This window comes from Marinobacterium profundum (assembly GCF_001528745.1).
GTDB lineage: Bacteria > Pseudomonadota > Gammaproteobacteria > Pseudomonadales > Balneatricaceae > Marinobacterium_A > Marinobacterium_A profundum.
In genome coordinates this window covers 119,405-134,524 of record NZ_BCNS01000207.1, presented here as the reverse complement: position 1 = coordinate 134,524, position 15,120 = coordinate 119,405, and the positions used below count along the sequence as shown (strand labels likewise).

At 58.0% G+C, this 15,120-nt stretch carries 20 protein-coding genes; 8 read left to right on the top strand and 12 right to left on the bottom strand.

Annotated features, from left to right (window positions below):
- The first annotated feature begins 4 nt into the window (after positions 1-4).
- Positions 5-838, top strand: a complete 834-nt coding sequence (locus MPRO_RS23135; protein WP_067298663.1) for a carbon-nitrogen hydrolase family protein — start codon at positions 5-7, stop codon at positions 836-838.
- 106 nt (positions 839-944) lie between these two features.
- Here MPRO_RS23135 and yjgA read toward each other — a convergent pair whose 3' ends face one another.
- The 12 genes from yjgA to MPRO_RS23075 form a co-directional block, all read right to left on the bottom strand.
- Positions 945-1,478 (bottom strand): ribosome biogenesis factor YjgA, encoded by a 534-nt coding sequence (gene yjgA, locus MPRO_RS23130; protein WP_067298662.1) that lies wholly within the window; start codon positions 1,476-1,478, stop codon positions 945-947.
- Positions 1,479-1,489: 11 nt separating this feature from the next.
- Positions 1,490-2,839 (bottom strand): magnesium transporter, encoded by a 1,350-nt coding sequence (gene mgtE / locus MPRO_RS23125; RefSeq protein WP_067298661.1) that lies wholly within the window; start codon positions 2,837-2,839, stop codon positions 1,490-1,492.
- A gap of 161 nt (positions 2,840-3,000) precedes the next feature.
- Positions 3,001-3,270 carry an HPr family phosphocarrier protein gene (locus tag MPRO_RS23120; protein WP_067298660.1) on the bottom strand — a complete coding sequence of 90 codons (270 nt, stop codon included), beginning with the start codon at positions 3,268-3,270 and terminating at the stop codon, positions 3,001-3,003.
- A 42-nt stretch (positions 3,271-3,312) separates the two neighbouring features.
- Positions 3,313-4,173: an RNase adapter RapZ gene (gene rapZ / locus MPRO_RS23115; protein WP_067298659.1), complete on the bottom strand. Its 861-nt coding sequence runs from the start codon at positions 4,171-4,173 to the stop codon at positions 3,313-3,315.
- Between the two features lie 64 nt (positions 4,174-4,237).
- Entirely contained in the window at positions 4,238-4,696 is a 459-nt protein-coding gene (ptsN, locus tag MPRO_RS23110) for a PTS IIA-like nitrogen regulatory protein PtsN (protein WP_067298658.1), read from the bottom strand.
- Between the two features lie 18 nt (positions 4,697-4,714).
- Positions 4,715-5,005 carry a ribosome hibernation promoting factor gene (gene hpf / locus MPRO_RS23105; protein ID WP_067298657.1) on the bottom strand — a complete coding sequence of 97 codons (291 nt, stop codon included), beginning with the start codon at positions 5,003-5,005 and terminating at the stop codon, positions 4,715-4,717.
- 50 nt (positions 5,006-5,055) lie between these two features.
- Positions 5,056-6,576: an RNA polymerase factor sigma-54 gene (locus MPRO_RS23100; RefSeq protein ID WP_067298656.1), complete on the bottom strand. Its 1,521-nt coding sequence runs from the start codon at positions 6,574-6,576 to the stop codon at positions 5,056-5,058.
- A 150-nt stretch (positions 6,577-6,726) separates the two neighbouring features.
- A complete protein-coding gene (gene lptB, locus MPRO_RS23095; RefSeq protein ID WP_067298655.1) occupies positions 6,727-7,455 on the bottom strand; it encodes an LPS export ABC transporter ATP-binding protein in 729 nt (242 codons plus the stop codon).
- On the bottom strand, positions 7,452-7,958 hold the full coding sequence (gene lptA, locus MPRO_RS23090; protein ID WP_067298654.1) for a lipopolysaccharide transport periplasmic protein LptA: 507 nt from the start codon (positions 7,956-7,958) through the stop codon (positions 7,452-7,454). The genes lptB and lptA overlap by 4 nt, the downstream gene beginning before the upstream one ends.
- Positions 7,945-8,523, bottom strand: coding sequence for an LPS export ABC transporter periplasmic protein LptC (lptC, locus tag MPRO_RS23085; protein ID WP_067298653.1), 579 nt, complete (start codon positions 8,521-8,523; stop codon positions 7,945-7,947). The genes lptA and lptC overlap by 14 nt, the downstream gene beginning before the upstream one ends.
- A 3-nt stretch (positions 8,524-8,526) precedes the next feature.
- Positions 8,527-9,078: a KdsC family phosphatase gene (locus MPRO_RS23080; protein ID WP_067298652.1), complete on the bottom strand. Its 552-nt coding sequence runs from the start codon at positions 9,076-9,078 to the stop codon at positions 8,527-8,529.
- Positions 9,078-10,052: a KpsF/GutQ family sugar-phosphate isomerase gene (locus tag MPRO_RS23075; RefSeq protein ID WP_067298651.1), complete on the bottom strand. Its 975-nt coding sequence runs from the start codon at positions 10,050-10,052 to the stop codon at positions 9,078-9,080. The genes MPRO_RS23080 and MPRO_RS23075 overlap by 1 nt, the downstream gene beginning before the upstream one ends.
- 364 nt (positions 10,053-10,416) lie before the next feature.
- Here MPRO_RS23075 and MPRO_RS23070 point away from each other — a divergent pair, with 364 nt between their 5' ends.
- The 7 genes from MPRO_RS23070 to murA all read left to right on the top strand — a co-directional run bounded on the left by MPRO_RS23070 (position 10,417) and on the right by murA (position 15,107).
- Positions 10,417-11,226, top strand: coding sequence for an ATP-binding cassette domain-containing protein (locus MPRO_RS23070; RefSeq protein WP_067298650.1), 810 nt, complete (start codon positions 10,417-10,419; stop codon positions 11,224-11,226).
- Between the two features lie 3 nt (positions 11,227-11,229).
- Positions 11,230-12,012, top strand: coding sequence for a lipid asymmetry maintenance ABC transporter permease subunit MlaE (gene mlaE, locus MPRO_RS23065; protein WP_067298649.1), 783 nt, complete (start codon positions 11,230-11,232; stop codon positions 12,010-12,012).
- Position 12,013: 1 nt separating this feature from the next.
- Positions 12,014-12,472 carry an outer membrane lipid asymmetry maintenance protein MlaD gene (gene mlaD, locus MPRO_RS23060; protein WP_067298648.1) on the top strand — a complete coding sequence of 153 codons (459 nt, stop codon included), beginning with the start codon at positions 12,014-12,016 and terminating at the stop codon, positions 12,470-12,472.
- An 8-nt stretch (positions 12,473-12,480) separates the two neighbouring features.
- Positions 12,481-13,122: an MlaC/ttg2D family ABC transporter substrate-binding protein gene (locus MPRO_RS23055; RefSeq protein WP_082709083.1), complete on the top strand. Its 642-nt coding sequence runs from the start codon at positions 12,481-12,483 to the stop codon at positions 13,120-13,122.
- Positions 13,122-13,433 (top strand): STAS domain-containing protein, encoded by a 312-nt coding sequence (locus MPRO_RS23050; RefSeq protein ID WP_067298646.1) that lies wholly within the window; start codon positions 13,122-13,124, stop codon positions 13,431-13,433. Before MPRO_RS23055 ends, MPRO_RS23050 begins: the two co-directional genes overlap by 1 nt.
- Before the next feature lie 143 nt (positions 13,434-13,576).
- Entirely contained in the window at positions 13,577-13,819 is a 243-nt protein-coding gene (locus tag MPRO_RS23045) for a BolA family protein (RefSeq protein WP_067298645.1), read from the top strand.
- Positions 13,820-13,844: 25 nt separating this feature from the next.
- Positions 13,845-15,107, top strand: coding sequence for a UDP-N-acetylglucosamine 1-carboxyvinyltransferase (gene murA, locus MPRO_RS23040; RefSeq protein ID WP_067298644.1), 1,263 nt, complete (start codon positions 13,845-13,847; stop codon positions 15,105-15,107).
- The last annotated feature ends 13 nt before the right edge of the window (positions 15,108-15,120 follow it).

Below are 15,120 nucleotides of genomic sequence, written 5' to 3'. Positions count from 1 at the left end.
GAAAATGTCGCGCTGCGCTCTGGTTCAGATGGTCTCGGGGCCCGATTTTGAGGCCAATCTCAGCGCTGCCGAACGTTTGGTGCGCGCGGCCGCCGTCGACGGTGCGCGGCTGGTGCTATTGCCGGAGAATTTTGCCCTGTTCGACTCATCCGGCTTGCGAGCCCTGGCCGCTGCCCAGGGTCAGGGCGAGCTACAGCAGCGCCTGGGTGCTCTGGCCAGGGATGCTGGTGTCTGGCTGGTCGCAGGTTCAGTGCCGCTTATGCTGCGAGATGATGGCACAGAGGTGGCCGATGGGAGGGTACGTTCCGCCAGCCTCGTATTCGATGATCAGGGGCGGCAGCGGGCGCGTTACGACAAGCGGCATCTGTTTGATGTAGAAGTGGCGGATGCGCAGCAGAGTTATCGCGAATCCGCCTATATCGAGCCTGGCACTGAGATAGTTATTGTCGACACACCCTGCGGACGCCTGGGGCTGAGCATCTGTTACGACCTGCGCTTTGCCGATCACTACCAGCGTTTGCGCAATGCCGGCGCCGAGTTGATCAGCGTGCCATCGGCCTTTACCGCGGTTACCGGTGCCGCACACTGGGAGTTATTATTGCGGGCTAGGGCGGTTGAGTTTCAGTGCTATGTGCTGGGGGCCAATCAGGGTGGCCAACATGGTAGAGGGCGTGAAACCTGGGGTCATTCGATGATCGTCGATCCCTGGGGTGAGCTTAGAGCTGAGCTTGCTTTTGGTGAGGGCTGGTGCAGTGCCGAGATTGATCTGGCTGAGCTACATCGCCTGCGTCAGCGCATGCCGGTGAGCGAGCATGGGCGCGTGGCGGTTATAGAATAACGCCTAAACGGCGCTGTATCAGCGCCTGAGGGTCACAGTAAAAAGCCGGAGCTGCACAGTGCAGCTCCGGCTTTTTCGATTGTGATCCTGGCTTGGCTAAGCCAGATCAGTTGGGCACTTCAGCCAGTTCGCGCAAATACTTGAACAGCTTGCGGGAGCTGGCCGGCGGTTTCTGCTGCAGAGCCTCGCGCTGGGCGTTGCGTATCAACTGGCGCAGATGCTGAATATCGGCGTGGGGGAAGGCTGCCACATAGTCGGTCAGGTCGTCGGGCGTGCCGTTGATCAGGCGATCACGCCAGCGTTCCAGGCGATGGAAGTGGGCGTCGTGGGCCTGCTTGCCCGCCTCAAAACTGTCCATTGTCTGGCTGATGCCGCTGGTATCGGCCAGGCGCATCAGGCGGCCGATATATTGCAGCTGGCGGCGAATGGCTTCGCCCTTTTTCAGCCGACGGCATTCATTCACCGCCTCGCGCAGGGTCTCGTCCATCGGGATTTTGGCCAGCTGATCCTTGTTCAGTGCGACCAGCTTTTTACCCAGGTCCTGCAGCGCGTGCATATCGCGTTTGGCCTGGCTTTTGCTGATCAGCTCTTCGTCTTGGTCGGCGGGGTCTATCGGATCAAAATCTTCTTCGTTAGTCATAGGTCGGTTCTTTAACTGTAAAAGTAGGTAGCCAGTCCGAGGAAGGCGAAGAAGCCTACAACATCGGTAATGGTGGTGAGCAAAACGCTGCCGGCCAGGGCCGGGTCTATGCCGGCGGCCTTGAGGCCAATGGGCAGCAGAGTGCCGGCCAAAGCGCCGGCTATCAAATTGATAACGATGGCGGCGGCGATAATGCCACCGATGTAAATATCCTGAAACCAGATAATGGCGACTGCAGCGACCACGGCGGCCCAGAGCAGGCCGTTAAGGGCGCCGGCGACCAGCTCGCGATTCAGCAGCCAGCGGATATTGGTACGCTCCACGTGGCCCAGTGCCTGACCACGAATGACCAGTGTTAGTGTCTGGCTACCGGCGATACCGCCCATGGAGGCGACGATTGGCATCAGTACGGCCAGGGCCACGACTTTTTCGATGGTCGCTTCAAACATGCCAATCACCGCCGAGGCAATGAAGGCGGTGAGCAGGTTGATACCCAGCCAGATGGCACGGTTGCGGGTCGTTCGCATCAGTGGTGCAAAGGTGTCTGCGTCCTCCCCCAGACCCGCCATGCTCATGAGGGAGTGGTCGGCATCCTCACGGATAACGTCGACCACGTCATCGATGGTAATACGACCGAGCAATTTTCCGTCTTCGTCGATGACAGGCGCAGAGATCAGGTCGTGCTGTTCGAACAGCTGGGCGACTTCGCTATCCGTCATCGTAGCCTCTATGGGCTCGATGTCGGTGTTCATGATTTCGCGCACCAGCATGTCGGGATCCGACACCAGCAGTTTGGTCAGGGGCAGGATGCCTATATAGGCATCTTTGCGGCTGACCACGAACAGACTGTCGGTCATGTCCGGTATTTCCTTGTGGCGGCGAATATAGCGCAGCGCCGTTTCCACCGTGATATCCGGTCTGATGGTCACGGTGTCGGTGTTCATCAGTCCGCCGGCGGTGTCCTCGTCATAGGACAGGACCTGCTCGACCCGGGTGCGGTTCTGAATATCCATGGTCTGCAGCAGTTCGCGCATGATGCGCTCGGGCAGCTGTTGCAGCAGGTCGGCCATGTCGTCAATGTCCAGACCTTCGGTGATCTCAAGAACTTCCCGGGTTTCCATGCGGCTGAGAATTTCGGCCTGGACGTCGTAGCCCAGGTGTTGCAGCACATCCCCTTCCAGATCCTTGTTGACCAAACCCCAGAGCAGTTGGCGCTCCTTGGGTGGGGACTTGTCCAGCAGATGGGCGATCTCCACCGGGCGCATGCTGTTGTTCAGCGTATGGCGCACCTGACGCAGTTCACCGCTGTCCATGGCGGCGTTCAGTCGTTCAATAGGGGAGAGTGGCTCTTTGCTGCTCATGACATCCTTGCGCTGCCCTGGGGGCTGGTAGGGAAGAAGAACTCAAATGGCTTTGCCACGGAGGCCGCGCTGGGCGGCTCGGGCTGGGGTCACAGTATACCGGAATCAGTTGGCGGGTATCAGCGGGGACGGGCGTCGGGCGGGGTGCAAAAACAGGTTTTTTATTCGCCTTCGCCAAAATAGTCGTCGATGAGGGCGCTAACGGCATCAATGGCGGCCTGCTCGTCTTCGCCCTCGGCGCGAATCAGCAATTCGGTGCCTTTGCTGGCGGCGAGCATCATCACAGACATGATGCTTTTGCCGTCGACTTCACGACCATCCTTGATGATGCGAATCTGGCTGGAAAATTTCCCGGTGGTGCTGATGAGCTTGGCGGCAGCACGGGCGTGGAGACCCAGCTTATTTATAATAGTAACGTGCTTTTCGATCATGCCGGGGCTAGTCCTCGCTCAATATATCCATTTGTCCCGCGGTTAACTCAGTTCGCGGTGACGGACATGCACATTATCCACAGACCGCCGGAAATGACCAGCGAGTTGCTCTGCGATAAAGACCGAGCGGTGCTGCCCGCCGGTGCAGCCGATACCGATGGTGATATAGCTGCGGTTGTTGCTCTTGAAACGCGGTAGCCATTTGGCGATGAAGTCGCGGATGTCGCCGGTCATTTCCGCCACTTCAGGTGCCTGTTCAAGGAAGCGGATGACGGGGGCATCGAGGCCGGTAAAACCGCGCAGATCCGGAATCCAGAAAGGGTTGGGCAGTACCCGCACGTCGAAGGTGAAGTCGACATCCAGCGGTACGCCGTGCTTGAAGCCAAAGGATTCGAACTGCACCGAGAGCTGCTGTTCGGTGCGCTGGGACACGCGCAGCTTGATACTGTCCCGCAGGTCGTACAGCTTGAGGCGGGTGGTATCGATGCGCAGGTCAGCCATGTTGGCGATGGGTTCGAGCAGTAGTCGCTCATTTCCAATCGCCTGCTGCAGGCCGGTGCTCTCGCCGGAAAGCGGGTGCTTGCGCCGCGTGGCACTGTAACGTTTGAGCAGTGTCGGGTCCGAGGCATCCAGGTAAAGGACTTCGGTATTGACCTCGGCATAACGCGTGCGCATGCTTTTTAGCAGTTTGGGAAACTGGCGCAGGTTGCTCAACAGGTTGCGGGCATCAATACTGACCGCCAGTTTCTCCGGCGGCATCGGATCTTTCAGCATTTGCTCGATCAGGCTGGGCAGCAGCAGCGCAGGAAGATTGTCGATGCAGTAGAAATCGACATCTTCCAGTGCCTGCAGCGCTGTGCTTTTGCCGGAGCCGGACAGGCCGCTGATGACCACCAGTTTCATGGCGATACCATCAGGGATGCTGTGGGAACGAGTGCCAGCTGAGGTTGAGGCATGGGATCTGTGCTCAGTGCGATGCCAGACGCAGAGCCGTATCGAATAGCTGCTGGTCAGAGGTGGTATCACGAAGTGCTGTAAGTACTTCTTCGCGGCTGAAGAGCTCGGCCAGCATGGCCAGAGTCTGCAAATGCTCATCGCTGGCTTCGGAGGGCACCAGCAGTACAAAAAGAAGATCCACCGGCTGGTTGTCGATGGCGTCAAAATCAATAGGTTCGGCGAGCTTGATCATCATGCCGGTGGGCTGGGTGGCGCTTTCGAGTCGGCAATGGGGTATGGCTATACCGCTGCCTATACCGGTGCTGCCAAGTCGTTCGCGGCCGATCAGGCCGCTGAAGATTTCTTCAGCGGCCAGCCCTTGTGCCTGCTCGGCGATCAGTTTACTGGCCGTTTCCAGTACACGTTTTTTGCTGCCCCCATCAAGGTTGCAGAATGTAAGGGCGGGGGTCAGCAGTTCATGCAGATACATGGGCTTATTTATTTACCGTTATTTGTGGTTTTTGGTTTTTTCTTTGTGCTTGATGATCTGACGGTCAAGCTTGTCGGTCAGGCCATCGATGGCGGCGTACATGTCTTGGTGTTCGTGGGTCGCAAACAACTTGCCTCCTGCAAGATGAACATCGGCTTCGGCCTGCTGACGCAGTTTTTCTACACTCAGGGTAACCTGAACATTGGTGATGTTGTCAAAGTGCCGCTCTAGCTTGCCGAATTTACTATGTACATACTCGTGCAGTGCATCGGTGAGTTCGACGTGATGTCCTGTGATGTTAATCTGCATAGTTCTCTCCTAGTCAACAGCGGCGAAAGATCGCCTTGTTTGCATCTCAATTAAACCAGACGCTTGCGCTCATTAGAAGGTGCAATATTCATTGCTTCACGGTATTTCGCCACAGTCCGCCTGGCGACCTGAAAACCCTGCTCGTCAAGCAGTGTGGCGATCTTGCTGTCACTCAGTGGCTTGATGGTGCTTTCTGCTGCCACCAGGCGTTTTATCAGCGCCCGAATAGCGGTGGAGGAGGCGGCACCGCCATCACTGGTGCCCACATGGCTGGAGAAAAAATACTTCAGCTCGAAGATGCCCCGGGGGGTGTGCATGTATTTCTGGGTGGTGACCCGGGATATCGTGGACTCATGCATCTCGACAGCTTCGGCGATATCGTGCAGCACCAGTGGCTGCATGGCTTCTTCGCCCTGTTCGAGAAAGCCTTCCTGGCGGGCAACGATTTCCCGCGATACCTTCAGCAGGGTTTCGTTGCGGCTCTGCAGGCTCTTGATGAACCAGCGTGCTTCCTGCAGGTGGTTCTTCAGGTAGGTGTTGTCGGAGCTGTTGTCGGCGCGCCGGATCAGGTCCGAGTACTGGGTGTTGATGCGCAGGCGCGGCGCCGTGTCGGGGTTGAGTATTACCGTCCAGAAGCCTTTGACCTTGGTGACCACAACGTCGGGTATGACGTACTCGGCGGTGCTGGCGGTGATGCTGGCGCCGGGCTGTGGGTTCAGGCTCTGGATCAGCAGTATGACTTCCTGCAACTGGTGTTCTTTCAGCCTTGTGCGGCGCATCAGCTGTTTGTAATCCCGGCTGCCAAGCAGCTGGATAAACTCGCTGACGACGCGAATGGCTTCCTTGCGCCAGGGGGTCGATTCCGGCATCTGGCGCAGCTGAATGGCCAGGCATTCGCCCAGGTCACGGCCACAGACACCGGGGGGGTCGAACTGCTGAATGCGGTGCAGTACAGCTTCGATATCGTCGGAGTCGATGTCTTCAAAGTCTGCCGGGTTTTCCTGCTTGAAGTGATCCAGCAGCTCATCCAGAGAGATGCGCAGGTAGCCGTTGGCATCGATGCCATCGACAATGCCGGTGGCGATAAGGCGGTCCAGGTCACTCATGGGTGTCAGGTTGAGCTGCCACTCCAGGTGATCCTGCAGTGTTTCCTCCGCCGTGTCGTTGGACTCCATGGAGCCGTCGTCATCGCGCGCAGGTCCACTGGGCTGGCTGCTCTGGAAGGTATCGTCCCAGGAGCTGTCGGTGCCAAGCTCTTCGGGGATGCTTTCATTCCAGTTGTCTTCGGCCTGGGGGCTGTCGTCACTGTCGGAGTTTTCCGCACTGGCGCGTTCGCCTTCGCTCTCATTGACCTTTTGTGGGGCCTCGGAGTTCTGGTGCTCGTTGTAATCGGCATCCGGTGCTTCGTCGTGATCCTCATCGGAGGACTCGAGCATGGGATTGTTTTCGAGCGCTTCCTGAATTTCCTGCTGGAGGTCGAGTGTCGACAGCTGAAGCAGGCGAATGGCCTGCTGCAGCTGGGGCGTCATGGTCAGGTGCTGACCAATTTTTAGGTGGAGCCCTTGCTTCATAGAAAGACTGCGTTATCTGTGGGAGTGGGTCGAGTTGCTGTGCATTATATGCCTAACCGGGCCTGAGCGTCGTCTATCTGCCCTGCAGACTGAAGAAACACTGCCGCAGTGGTCATGCAACACTAAAAAAATATCTCACCAGGGCAGGCATTAAAGCCTGAATTGTTCGCCCAGGTAAGCGGCCTTGACCTGCTTGTTGGCGATAATGTCCGTCGGTGTGCCCTCGGCCAGAATGCCGCCTTCGCTGACGATATAAGCGTGTTCGCAGATATCGAGGGTTTCGCGCACATTGTGATCGGTGATCAGGATGCCGATGCCCTTGGTCTGCAGGTGGCGGATGGTGTTCTTGATATCGTTGACCGAAATCGGATCGACCCCCGCGAAGGGTTCGTCGAGCAGGATAAAGGTCGGCTCCGTGGCCAGGCAGCGGGCTATCTCGACGCGGCGGCGTTCGCCGCCGGAGAGTGCCATGCCCAGGCTGTTGCGGATATGCACGATATGAAACTCTTCCAGCAGTTGCTCCAGGCGCTTCTCGCGGCCGGCACGGTCCAGGTCCTTGCGAGTCTCGAGGATGGCCATCAGGTTGTCGCGCACGCTGAGCTTGCGAAAAATGGACGCTTCCTGGGGCAGGTAGCCCAAGCCCTTGCGAGCCCGACCATGCATCGGCAGGGAGGTAATGTCCGTGCCGTTGAGCAGTACCTGCCCCTTGTCAGCGTTAACGAGCCCGACAATCATGTAAAAGCAGGTGGTCTTGCCGGCGCCATTGGGTCCCAGCAGGCCTGTAATCTGGCCGCTTTTAAGCGACAGTGAAACATCCCGTACAACAGCCCGCCCCTTGTAGCTTTTGGCTAGCTGGCGAGCTTCCAGTGTGCTGGTCATTGAGCCGCCCCTTTGGGCTGTATGACCATCTGCACACGGCCCTGACCGCTTTCGCCGCTGAAGGCGTTAACCAGGGACTTCTCAAGGTTATAGACGATTTTCTGGCCGGTGAAAGTGTCTTTCTGCTGCACCACCCGGGCCTGGCCGGTGATGGTGATTTCCTGGCGAGTGACCTGGTAGTCCATACGCTCGCCATAGGCGTTGGTCACAGGTTTGTCTTTGGCCGCCTGTTGCTGAAACTTGACATCGCCTGTGGCCAGAATGCGGCTGACGCCGGACTCGCTGCGGTGCAGGTCGACATTGCGGGCATTGATCTTAAGCGTGCCCTGAGCAATCTCGACGTTACCGCTATAGGTGGTGATGCCGGTGTTGTCATCAATGGTGGCGGTATCGGCGCTGACGTGGATCGGCTGGTTACGATCGGTTGGCAGGGCCAGGCTGGTGCCGGAAAAACTCAGGGACAGCAGGGCTGCCAGCCAGAGGCGGGTGTTATTTGGTTTCATAGCGTCCCTCGACATCGGACAGTAGCTCGACTTGGCGGCTATTCAGGTAAGCCCTCATGCCATTGGCCCGGGTTTCACCCCCCTGGCTAAACAGCGTGACGGCGGTGTCTGTTTCGATAAATTGCTCTGATGGCACCAGGGTCAGTGCCTCTGTTTCCAGTCGCAGAGGTGTACCGCTGGCGTCTTTGTCAGCGCTGCTCTTTACACGCACAGTGCCGTTGAGCCAGACCTGCTCGTTGCTGTCCTGCATCCGGCCCTGCTGGGCGCTGATCAGCACCTCACCGCGGCTATCATTGCGAAACAGGACTATATCCGGCGTTTGGGCACGCAGCTCGCCTGGCTCTGGATAGTGCTCGAGCTGCGGCGACCTGAGCTCCTGATGCAGCTGACCCGTGACATCGAACTGGCGAATGGTGGCATCACGCAGATAGTAGTCCGTATCGGCGGTACCGGGCGTTAGCTCGGGCGCAGGCGCTTCAGTAGGGGCGCGATCGGCTCCCCAGTAAAGCAGTATCGGTGCCAGCAGGGCGGTGGCGAGGATAAGACGCGTCCGGCTGCTCAGCATGATCTAGAGGTACTCGCTGACAATAGACTCGAGCTGGCCGCGGGCGCTGAGTATCTGCTCGCAGAATTCGCGTCCGGCGCCGGCACCGCCTGCGCGCTGGGTGCACCAGTGTGCATGCTGCAGCATCAGCGGATGGCCGTTGGGAACAGTGGCGCCAAAGGCAACGGCGCGAATGGCAGCAAGATCCGGCCAGTCATCGCCGATATAGGCGGTGGTATCGCTGCCGTGTGCCGTCTGGGCCCAGATTTCCTTCAGTGCGACCAGTTTGTCTTCGCGCCCCTGCAGCAGGTGGGTAATCCCCAGCGCCTTGGCGCGCATCTCCACCTGAGGCGAACGGCGCCCGGTGATGATGGCGGTTTCGATGCCGGCCTGTTGTAGCAGCTTGATACCCAGGCCATCCAGGGTGTTGAAGCTTTTTACTTCGGTGCCATCGGGCAGAAAGTTAAGGTGGCCATCGGTGAGGACGCCATCAACGTCAAATACCGCCAGGCTAACCTTGCGCAGACGTTCAATCAGTTCACCGGAGAGCGCTGCGGATGTGTTGAAATAACTCATCAGATGACTCCGGCTTTCAGCATGTCGTGCATGTTCAGGGCGCCGATCGGGCGACGATGCTCGTCCACCACCAGCAGGGCATTGATCTGCCGAGATTGCATCACCTGCAGTGCTTCGGCGGCCAGGATGCCGGCGGCGACGGTGGTGCAGTCCGGCGTCATGACTTCGCTGATGGCTGTGTTCTTCAAGTCGATGTCGCGATCCAGGGTACGGCGCAGGTCGCCATCGGTAAACAGACCGCAGAGGGCGCCGTTGCTGTCGGTCACCGCGGTCATGCCCAGGCGCTTGCGGGTGACTTCCAGCAGCGCCTGATTGATTGAGGTATCGCTGCTGACGCAGGGGATATCGTCGCCGGTGTGCATCAGATCGCTGACCTTGAGCAGCAGGCGGCGCCCCAGGCTACCGCCGGGGTGGGAAAAGGCAAAGTCTTCAGCACTGAAGCCGCGGGCTTCCAGCAGGGCTATAGCCAGTGCATCCCCCATCACCAGCTGGGCCGTGGTGCTGGAGGTGGGTGCCAGACCCAGCGGGCAGGCTTCGCGCTCAACGCCTATGTGCAGGCTGGCATCCGAGGCCTGGGCCATGGTGGAGTTGGGGTTGGCCGTGATGCTGATCAGGGGGGCATTCATGCGCTTGATTAGCGGCAATATAGTTACGACTTCAGAGGTTTCGCCGGAGTTGGACAGCGCTATGACCACATCCTTGCCGGTAATCATGCCCATGTCGCCGTGGCTGGCTTCACCCGGGTGGACAAAAAACGCCGGGGTGCCCGTGCTGGCCAGGGTCGCGGCTATCTTGTTGCCGATATGGCCGGACTTGCCCATGCCGGTGACGATTACACGGCCCTCGCAGGCAAGCAGCAGGTCGCAGGCGCGGGTGAAATCGCCGTTCAGGTGATTAAGCAGGTCGGATACAGCGTCACGCTCCAGTTCGATGGTGCGGCGTGCGGTGCTGAGATAGTCGAAGGGTTCGCTCATCGAATTCGGCCTTGCGGGTTGTTAAGTGGTCGTGGCTTGTAAAATACGCACAGTGTACAGCAGTGCCGGACTGAGCAGTGCCGGACTTTCGGCACTCAAGCATGGCGGGCGCGGTAAAGATCAGCTCCCGGCAGCGGTCTGAATCTGGCTGCACACTAAGGCACAGGCCCCGTGGCAGGCTGCGCAGGGCATCTATTAGAACAGAATGGCAAGTCCGTGCAAGCGCGGAGCCGGAAATCGCGCTCTGTGGGTGGTGCAGGCCAAGTAAAATTTCCGGTTTGTGCGCTGCAATGATATATTTCAGCCTTTTAATCTGCCAGGGCGAAGACCACGGCAGGCTCAAGGCTGACCTGCTGCTTCATATATGGAAAACATCGAAGATTTCACAATCAATATCAGTAACCTGAGTTTTTCCCGTGGCGAACGCTCCATCTTCCGCGATCTGAACATGCAGATCCCGCGCGGCAAGATTACTGCGATCATGGGACCTTCGGGAACGGGTAAAACCACCTTGCTCAAACTGATCGGGGGCCAGCTGCTGCCCGATACCGGACGCATTGAGCTTGAAGGTGACAATATCCCCACACTGTCGCGGGCGGACCTGTTTGAGGTGCGCGCACGCATGGGCATGCTGTTTCAGAGCGGCGCTCTGTTCACCGACATGACGGTGTTCGAGAATGTGGCCTTCCCGCTGCGAGTGCACACTGACTTGCCGCAGGACATGATCCGTGATGTGGTGCTGATGAAATTGCAGGCTGTGGGCTTGCGCGGTGCCCAGGCTCTGATGCCCAGCGAGCTGTCTGGTGGCATGGCGCGGCGCGTGGCGCTGGCACGGGCCATAGTGCTGGATCCGCATATCGTTATGTACGACGAGCCCTTTACCGGGCAGGACCCTATCGCCATGGGGGTGCTGGTCAATCTGATCCGGCGTCTTAACCAGGCGCTGGGACATACCAGTATCATCGTTTCACATGACATTCAGGAAACCCTTGGTATAGCTGATTACATCTATCTGGTATCGGGTGGTGTAGTGATTGCCAGCGGCACGCCGGCGGAGTTGCGGGCCGATGAGTCCGAACAGGTGAAACAGTTTATGCACGGGTTGCCGGACGGTCCTGTCGCATTCCATTTTCCGGCCGGTGACTACCAGGCCGAATTGATGAAAGGGTTCTAAAGGATGCTGGATCGCCTTCAGGCGCTGGGCCATATCGGACTGGAAGGGCTGTCTGCCCTGGGCCGCTCCGGGTCCTTGCTGGCGCACGTACTTATCGCGCGACCCCGGCCGATGGTGATGTTTCCGCTGTTGCTGAAACAGATCTACTTCGTGGGTGTGTTGTCGCTGGTTATCATTTTGGTGTCGGGCACCTTTATCGGCATGGTGCTCGGTTTGCAGGGTTACACCATTCTGGTGAGCTATGGCTCCGAACAGGCCGTCGGTCAGATGGTGGCACTGAGTCTGGTGCGCGAACTGGGTCCCGTGGTCACGGCGCTGCTGTTTGCCGGCCGTGCGGGGTCTGCCCTTACCGCTGAAATTGGCCTGATGAAGGCCACCGAGCAGTTGTCCAGCCTGGAAATGATCGGGGTTGATCCCTACAGGCGCATTATTGCACCGCGTTTCTGGGCCGGTTTTATCTGTCTGCCAATACTGGCAGCCATTTTCTCAACCGTTGGTGTCTGGGGCGGAGCCCTGGTCAGCATTGACTGGCTGGGAATCTATGAGGGTTCTTTCTGGGCCAATATGCAGCAGTCGGTGGACTTCTATGATGATGTCCTCAATGGCCTGATCAAGTCGGTGGTATTCGGTTTCGTTGTGACCTGGGTGGCGGTATACCAGGGCTATGACTGTGTGCCGACCTCCGAGGGGATCAGCCAGGCGACAACGCGTACCGTGGTGTATGCGTCGCTGTGGGTACTGGGGCTCGATTTTATTCTCACCGCTTTGATGTTTGGAGATTTTTAGGATGCGTACGAGGGTGGTGGAGATCAGCGTTGGCGGTTTCATGCTGACAGGGATCCTGGCATTGATTCTGTTGGCACTGAATGTCAGCGGACTGAAAGTGTCTGATAGCGGGAGTAGCTATCGCGTGTTGGCGCGGTTCGAGAACATAGGTGGTCTGGCGCCCAGGGCCAAGGTGACGCTGTCCGGTGTGCAGATTGGTCAGGTCAAGTCCATTGAGATTGACGAGCGTATGCTGATGGCTGTGGTTGCAATGGATATTAACAGTTCGGTGGATTATCTGAGTCGCGACAGTTCGGCACAGATCCTGACAGCGGGCCTGCTGGGTGAACAGTATATCGGCATTACTCCAGGGGCTGATGATGAAATGCTCGAGGACGGCGATGCGCTGGAAAATACTCAATCAGCACTGGTGCTGGAAAATCTGGTAAGCAAATTCCTTTTCAACAAGGTCAGTGAGTGAGGTTTGTCATGAAACGATTGTTAACAAGCGTTGCGTTGATGTTGTCATTGCTGTTGCCGACCTTGCCGGCTCAGGCCAGCTGGGAAGCGGCCAGCGGTGTGGTTGAGAAAGTGACCCAGGACATGGTGACCTTGCTGGAGGAGGGCGTCGATATCAATAACGATGAATCCCTCAATGCCACCATGGTAAAGGTTGAAGAGCGCCTGGGCGGCTTGATTGATTTTGACTACATAGCGCAGCGCGTGATGGGCAAGTTCTACCGTCGTGCCGATGATGCCGAGCGTGCTCATTTTGCCTCAGTGTTCAAGCACACCATGGTGAAAACCTACACCAAGGCGCTGGCCGGATTTGAAATCAGCCGCGTTGAGGTGGCAGCCCAGGGGCCTGAAAGCCCTGAGCCTGACAAGCAGGTTGTGACCCTGAATGTCTATTCCAGTGCAGGCACCAAGTACAGCCTGGTGAACTACATGCTGGAGCGCGACGGTCAGTGGCAGCTGGTAAACGTTATTCTGGATGGGATCAACCTGCGCCTGACGTTCACCAATCAGTTTGCCGATCTGGCTGAGCGTAACAATGGCAATATTCAGCAGGCTATCGACAGCTGGGAAAGCCAGGTTGACAGTCGGGTGGCCAATACCGAGGGCAGCTAATGCAGGCTTCTGTCGAAGTACAGGCCGCCGATGAGGTGGCGCTGAGCGGTGACCTGCGTTTTGCAACCGTATCCGGGGTGCGTGAGCGCCTCGAGCGGCTTATTGCCAGCGGTGAGTCTAAATGCGTGGTGGATTTTTCAGCCGTCACCAGTGTCGACAGTGCTGCGCTGTCGCTCTGGCTATGCTGTCAGCGCGAAGCGCAGGAGCGCAATATCGATCTGCAGGCCCGCCATGTGCCGGAAGACCTGCTGTCTATAGCCCGCCTGGTTGGCCTGGGCCACCTGTTCAGTTCCCAGGCCGGTGGTCTTTAATCAGCTTTCCTGGTTCCAGGCTCAGAGATACCGCGAGGCGGTAACTGTTCCGGGGCTGTCCTTGCAGGGCGTCGCGTTTTAGCTGTCATTCGGCTATTATTCGGCGCCTGTTTTGATTTGAAGAATAAGTGTTGGAGAGCGGTATGCAAGCGCAAGAAGTAAAGCAGATTATTGAATCTCAGCTTGATGGCTGCAGTGTTTACCCCGCTGGTGAAGGCTGTGATTTTCAGGTGACCGTCGTAGGTGACCTCTTCGCCGGCCTGACGCCGGTGAAAAAGCAGCAGCTTGTATATCAGTGCCTGCAGCAACATATTGCCAGCGGCGCCATTCATGCGCTGACCATCAAGACCTACACCCCGGAACAGTGGCAAGCGCTGCAAGCCTAAGCCGTTTTTAACGACAGGACCCCTGATGGAAAAGTTCAAGATTGAAGGCGGCGTCATCCTTAATGGCGAAGTCCGCATTTCGGGCGCCAAAAATGCTGCGCTGCCTATTCTGGCCTCGGCCCTGCTGGCTGACGGCCCTGTACATATCAGCAACCTGCCGCACCTGAACGATGTAACCACCATGCTCGATCTGCTGCGGCGCATGGGCGTGGAGGTGGTCGCGGATGAAAACCTGAATGTACAGATCGATGCCCGCACCATTCGCGAGTATCACGCGCCCTACGATCTGGTGAAAACCATGCGCGCCTCCATCCTCGTGCTGGGTCCGATGCTGGCGCACTTTGGCGAGGCTCAGGTGTCCCTGCCGGGTGGCTGTGCCATTGGCAGCCGCCCTGTTGATCAGCATATTCGCGGCCTGCAGGCCATGGGTGCTGAAATTCTGGTGGAAGAAGGTTATATCCATGCGCGCAGCAAGGGTCGCCTCAAGGGAGCCCGGGTGTTTTTCGATATGGTAACCGTGACCGGTACCGAGAATATTCTGATGGCGGCGACCCTGGCAGAGGGCGAGACCATTCTGGAAAACGCCGCCCGTGAACCTGAAGTGGTGGATCTGGCCAACTGCCTGATCGCCATGGGGGCGAAGATTACGGGTCACGGCACCGATACCATTCGGGTGCAGGGTGTTGAATCCCTGGCAGGAGGCAGCTACTCGGTATTGCCTGATCGCATCGAAACCGGCACCTATCTGGTGGCGGCTGCTGCGACCGGCGGCCGTGTGCGCTGCACCGATACCCGTCCTGATACCCTGGATGCGGTGCTGCAGAAACTGACCGAAGCCGGTGCTGAAATCACCAGCGGCGATGACTGGATCGAGCTCGACATGAAGGGCCGCAGGCCCAAGGCCGTGAGTATTACTACGGCGCCTTATCCGGCTTTCCCCACCGACATGCAGGCCCAGTTTGCGGCTCTGAATGTGGTGGCTCAGGGGGTCAGTCAGATTCGCGAAACGGTATTTGAGAACCGTTTCATGCACATGCAGGAAATGATTCGCATGGGCGCAAAAATTACCATCGATGGTCACAATGCGATGATTGAAGGCGTTGAAAAGCTGCAGGGTGCACCGGTCATGGCAACCGACCTGCGCGCTTCCGCCAGCCTGGTAATTGCCGCTCTGACAGCGCGTGGTGACACCCTGATCGATCGTATTTACCATATTGACCGCGGTTACGAACACATCGAAGAAAAGATGCGCCAGCTGGGTGCGCACATCGTTCGGATTCCGGGTTGACAGGGACACATTA

Excerpts from the sequence above, each read along its gene's own strand:
- lptA (WP_067298654.1), bottom strand. The coding sequence starts at position 7,958 with ATGAAACCAAATAACACCCGCCTCTGGCTGGCAGCCCTGCTGTCCCTG.
- murA (WP_067298644.1), top strand. The coding sequence starts at position 13,845 with ATGGAAAAGTTCAAGATTGAAGGCGGCGTCATCCTTAATGGCGAAGTC.
- mlaE (WP_067298649.1), top strand. The coding sequence starts at position 11,230 with ATGCTGGATCGCCTTCAGGCGCTGGGCCATATCGGACTGGAAGGGCTG.
- yjgA (WP_067298662.1), bottom strand. The coding sequence starts at position 1,478 with ATGACTAACGAAGAAGATTTTGATCCGATAGACCCCGCCGACCAAGAC.
- rapZ (WP_067298659.1), bottom strand. The coding sequence starts at position 4,173 with ATGAAACTGGTGGTCATCAGCGGCCTGTCCGGCTCCGGCAAAAGCACA.
- lptB (WP_067298655.1), bottom strand. The coding sequence starts at position 7,455 with ATGACCAGCACACTGGAAGCTCGCCAGCTAGCCAAAAGCTACAAGGGG.
- MPRO_RS23080 (WP_067298652.1), bottom strand. The coding sequence starts at position 9,078 with ATGAGTTATTTCAACACATCCGCAGCGCTCTCCGGTGAACTGATTGAA.
- mgtE (WP_067298661.1), bottom strand. The coding sequence starts at position 2,839 with ATGAGCAGCAAAGAGCCACTCTCCCCTATTGAACGACTGAACGCCGCC.
- MPRO_RS23050 (WP_067298646.1), top strand. The coding sequence starts at position 13,122 with ATGCAGGCTTCTGTCGAAGTACAGGCCGCCGATGAGGTGGCGCTGAGC.
- MPRO_RS23075 (WP_067298651.1), bottom strand. The coding sequence starts at position 10,052 with ATGAGCGAACCCTTCGACTATCTCAGCACCGCACGCCGCACCATCGAA.
- MPRO_RS23135 (WP_067298663.1), top strand. The coding sequence starts at position 5 with ATGTCGCGCTGCGCTCTGGTTCAGATGGTCTCGGGGCCCGATTTTGAG.
- MPRO_RS23100 (WP_067298656.1), bottom strand. The coding sequence starts at position 6,576 with ATGAAGCAAGGGCTCCACCTAAAAATTGGTCAGCACCTGACCATGACG.
- MPRO_RS23045 (WP_067298645.1), top strand. The coding sequence starts at position 13,577 with ATGCAAGCGCAAGAAGTAAAGCAGATTATTGAATCTCAGCTTGATGGC.
- MPRO_RS23070 (WP_067298650.1), top strand. The coding sequence starts at position 10,417 with ATGGAAAACATCGAAGATTTCACAATCAATATCAGTAACCTGAGTTTT.
- mlaD (WP_067298648.1), top strand. The coding sequence starts at position 12,014 with ATGCGTACGAGGGTGGTGGAGATCAGCGTTGGCGGTTTCATGCTGACA.
- ptsN (WP_067298658.1), bottom strand. The coding sequence starts at position 4,696 with ATGTATCTGCATGAACTGCTGACCCCCGCCCTTACATTCTGCAACCTT.
- lptC (WP_067298653.1), bottom strand. The coding sequence starts at position 8,523 with ATGCTGAGCAGCCGGACGCGTCTTATCCTCGCCACCGCCCTGCTGGCA.
- MPRO_RS23055 (WP_082709083.1), top strand. The coding sequence starts at position 12,481 with ATGAAACGATTGTTAACAAGCGTTGCGTTGATGTTGTCATTGCTGTTG.
- MPRO_RS23120 (WP_067298660.1), bottom strand. The coding sequence starts at position 3,270 with ATGATCGAAAAGCACGTTACTATTATAAATAAGCTGGGTCTCCACGCC.
- hpf (WP_067298657.1), bottom strand. The coding sequence starts at position 5,005 with ATGCAGATTAACATCACAGGACATCACGTCGAACTCACCGATGCACTG.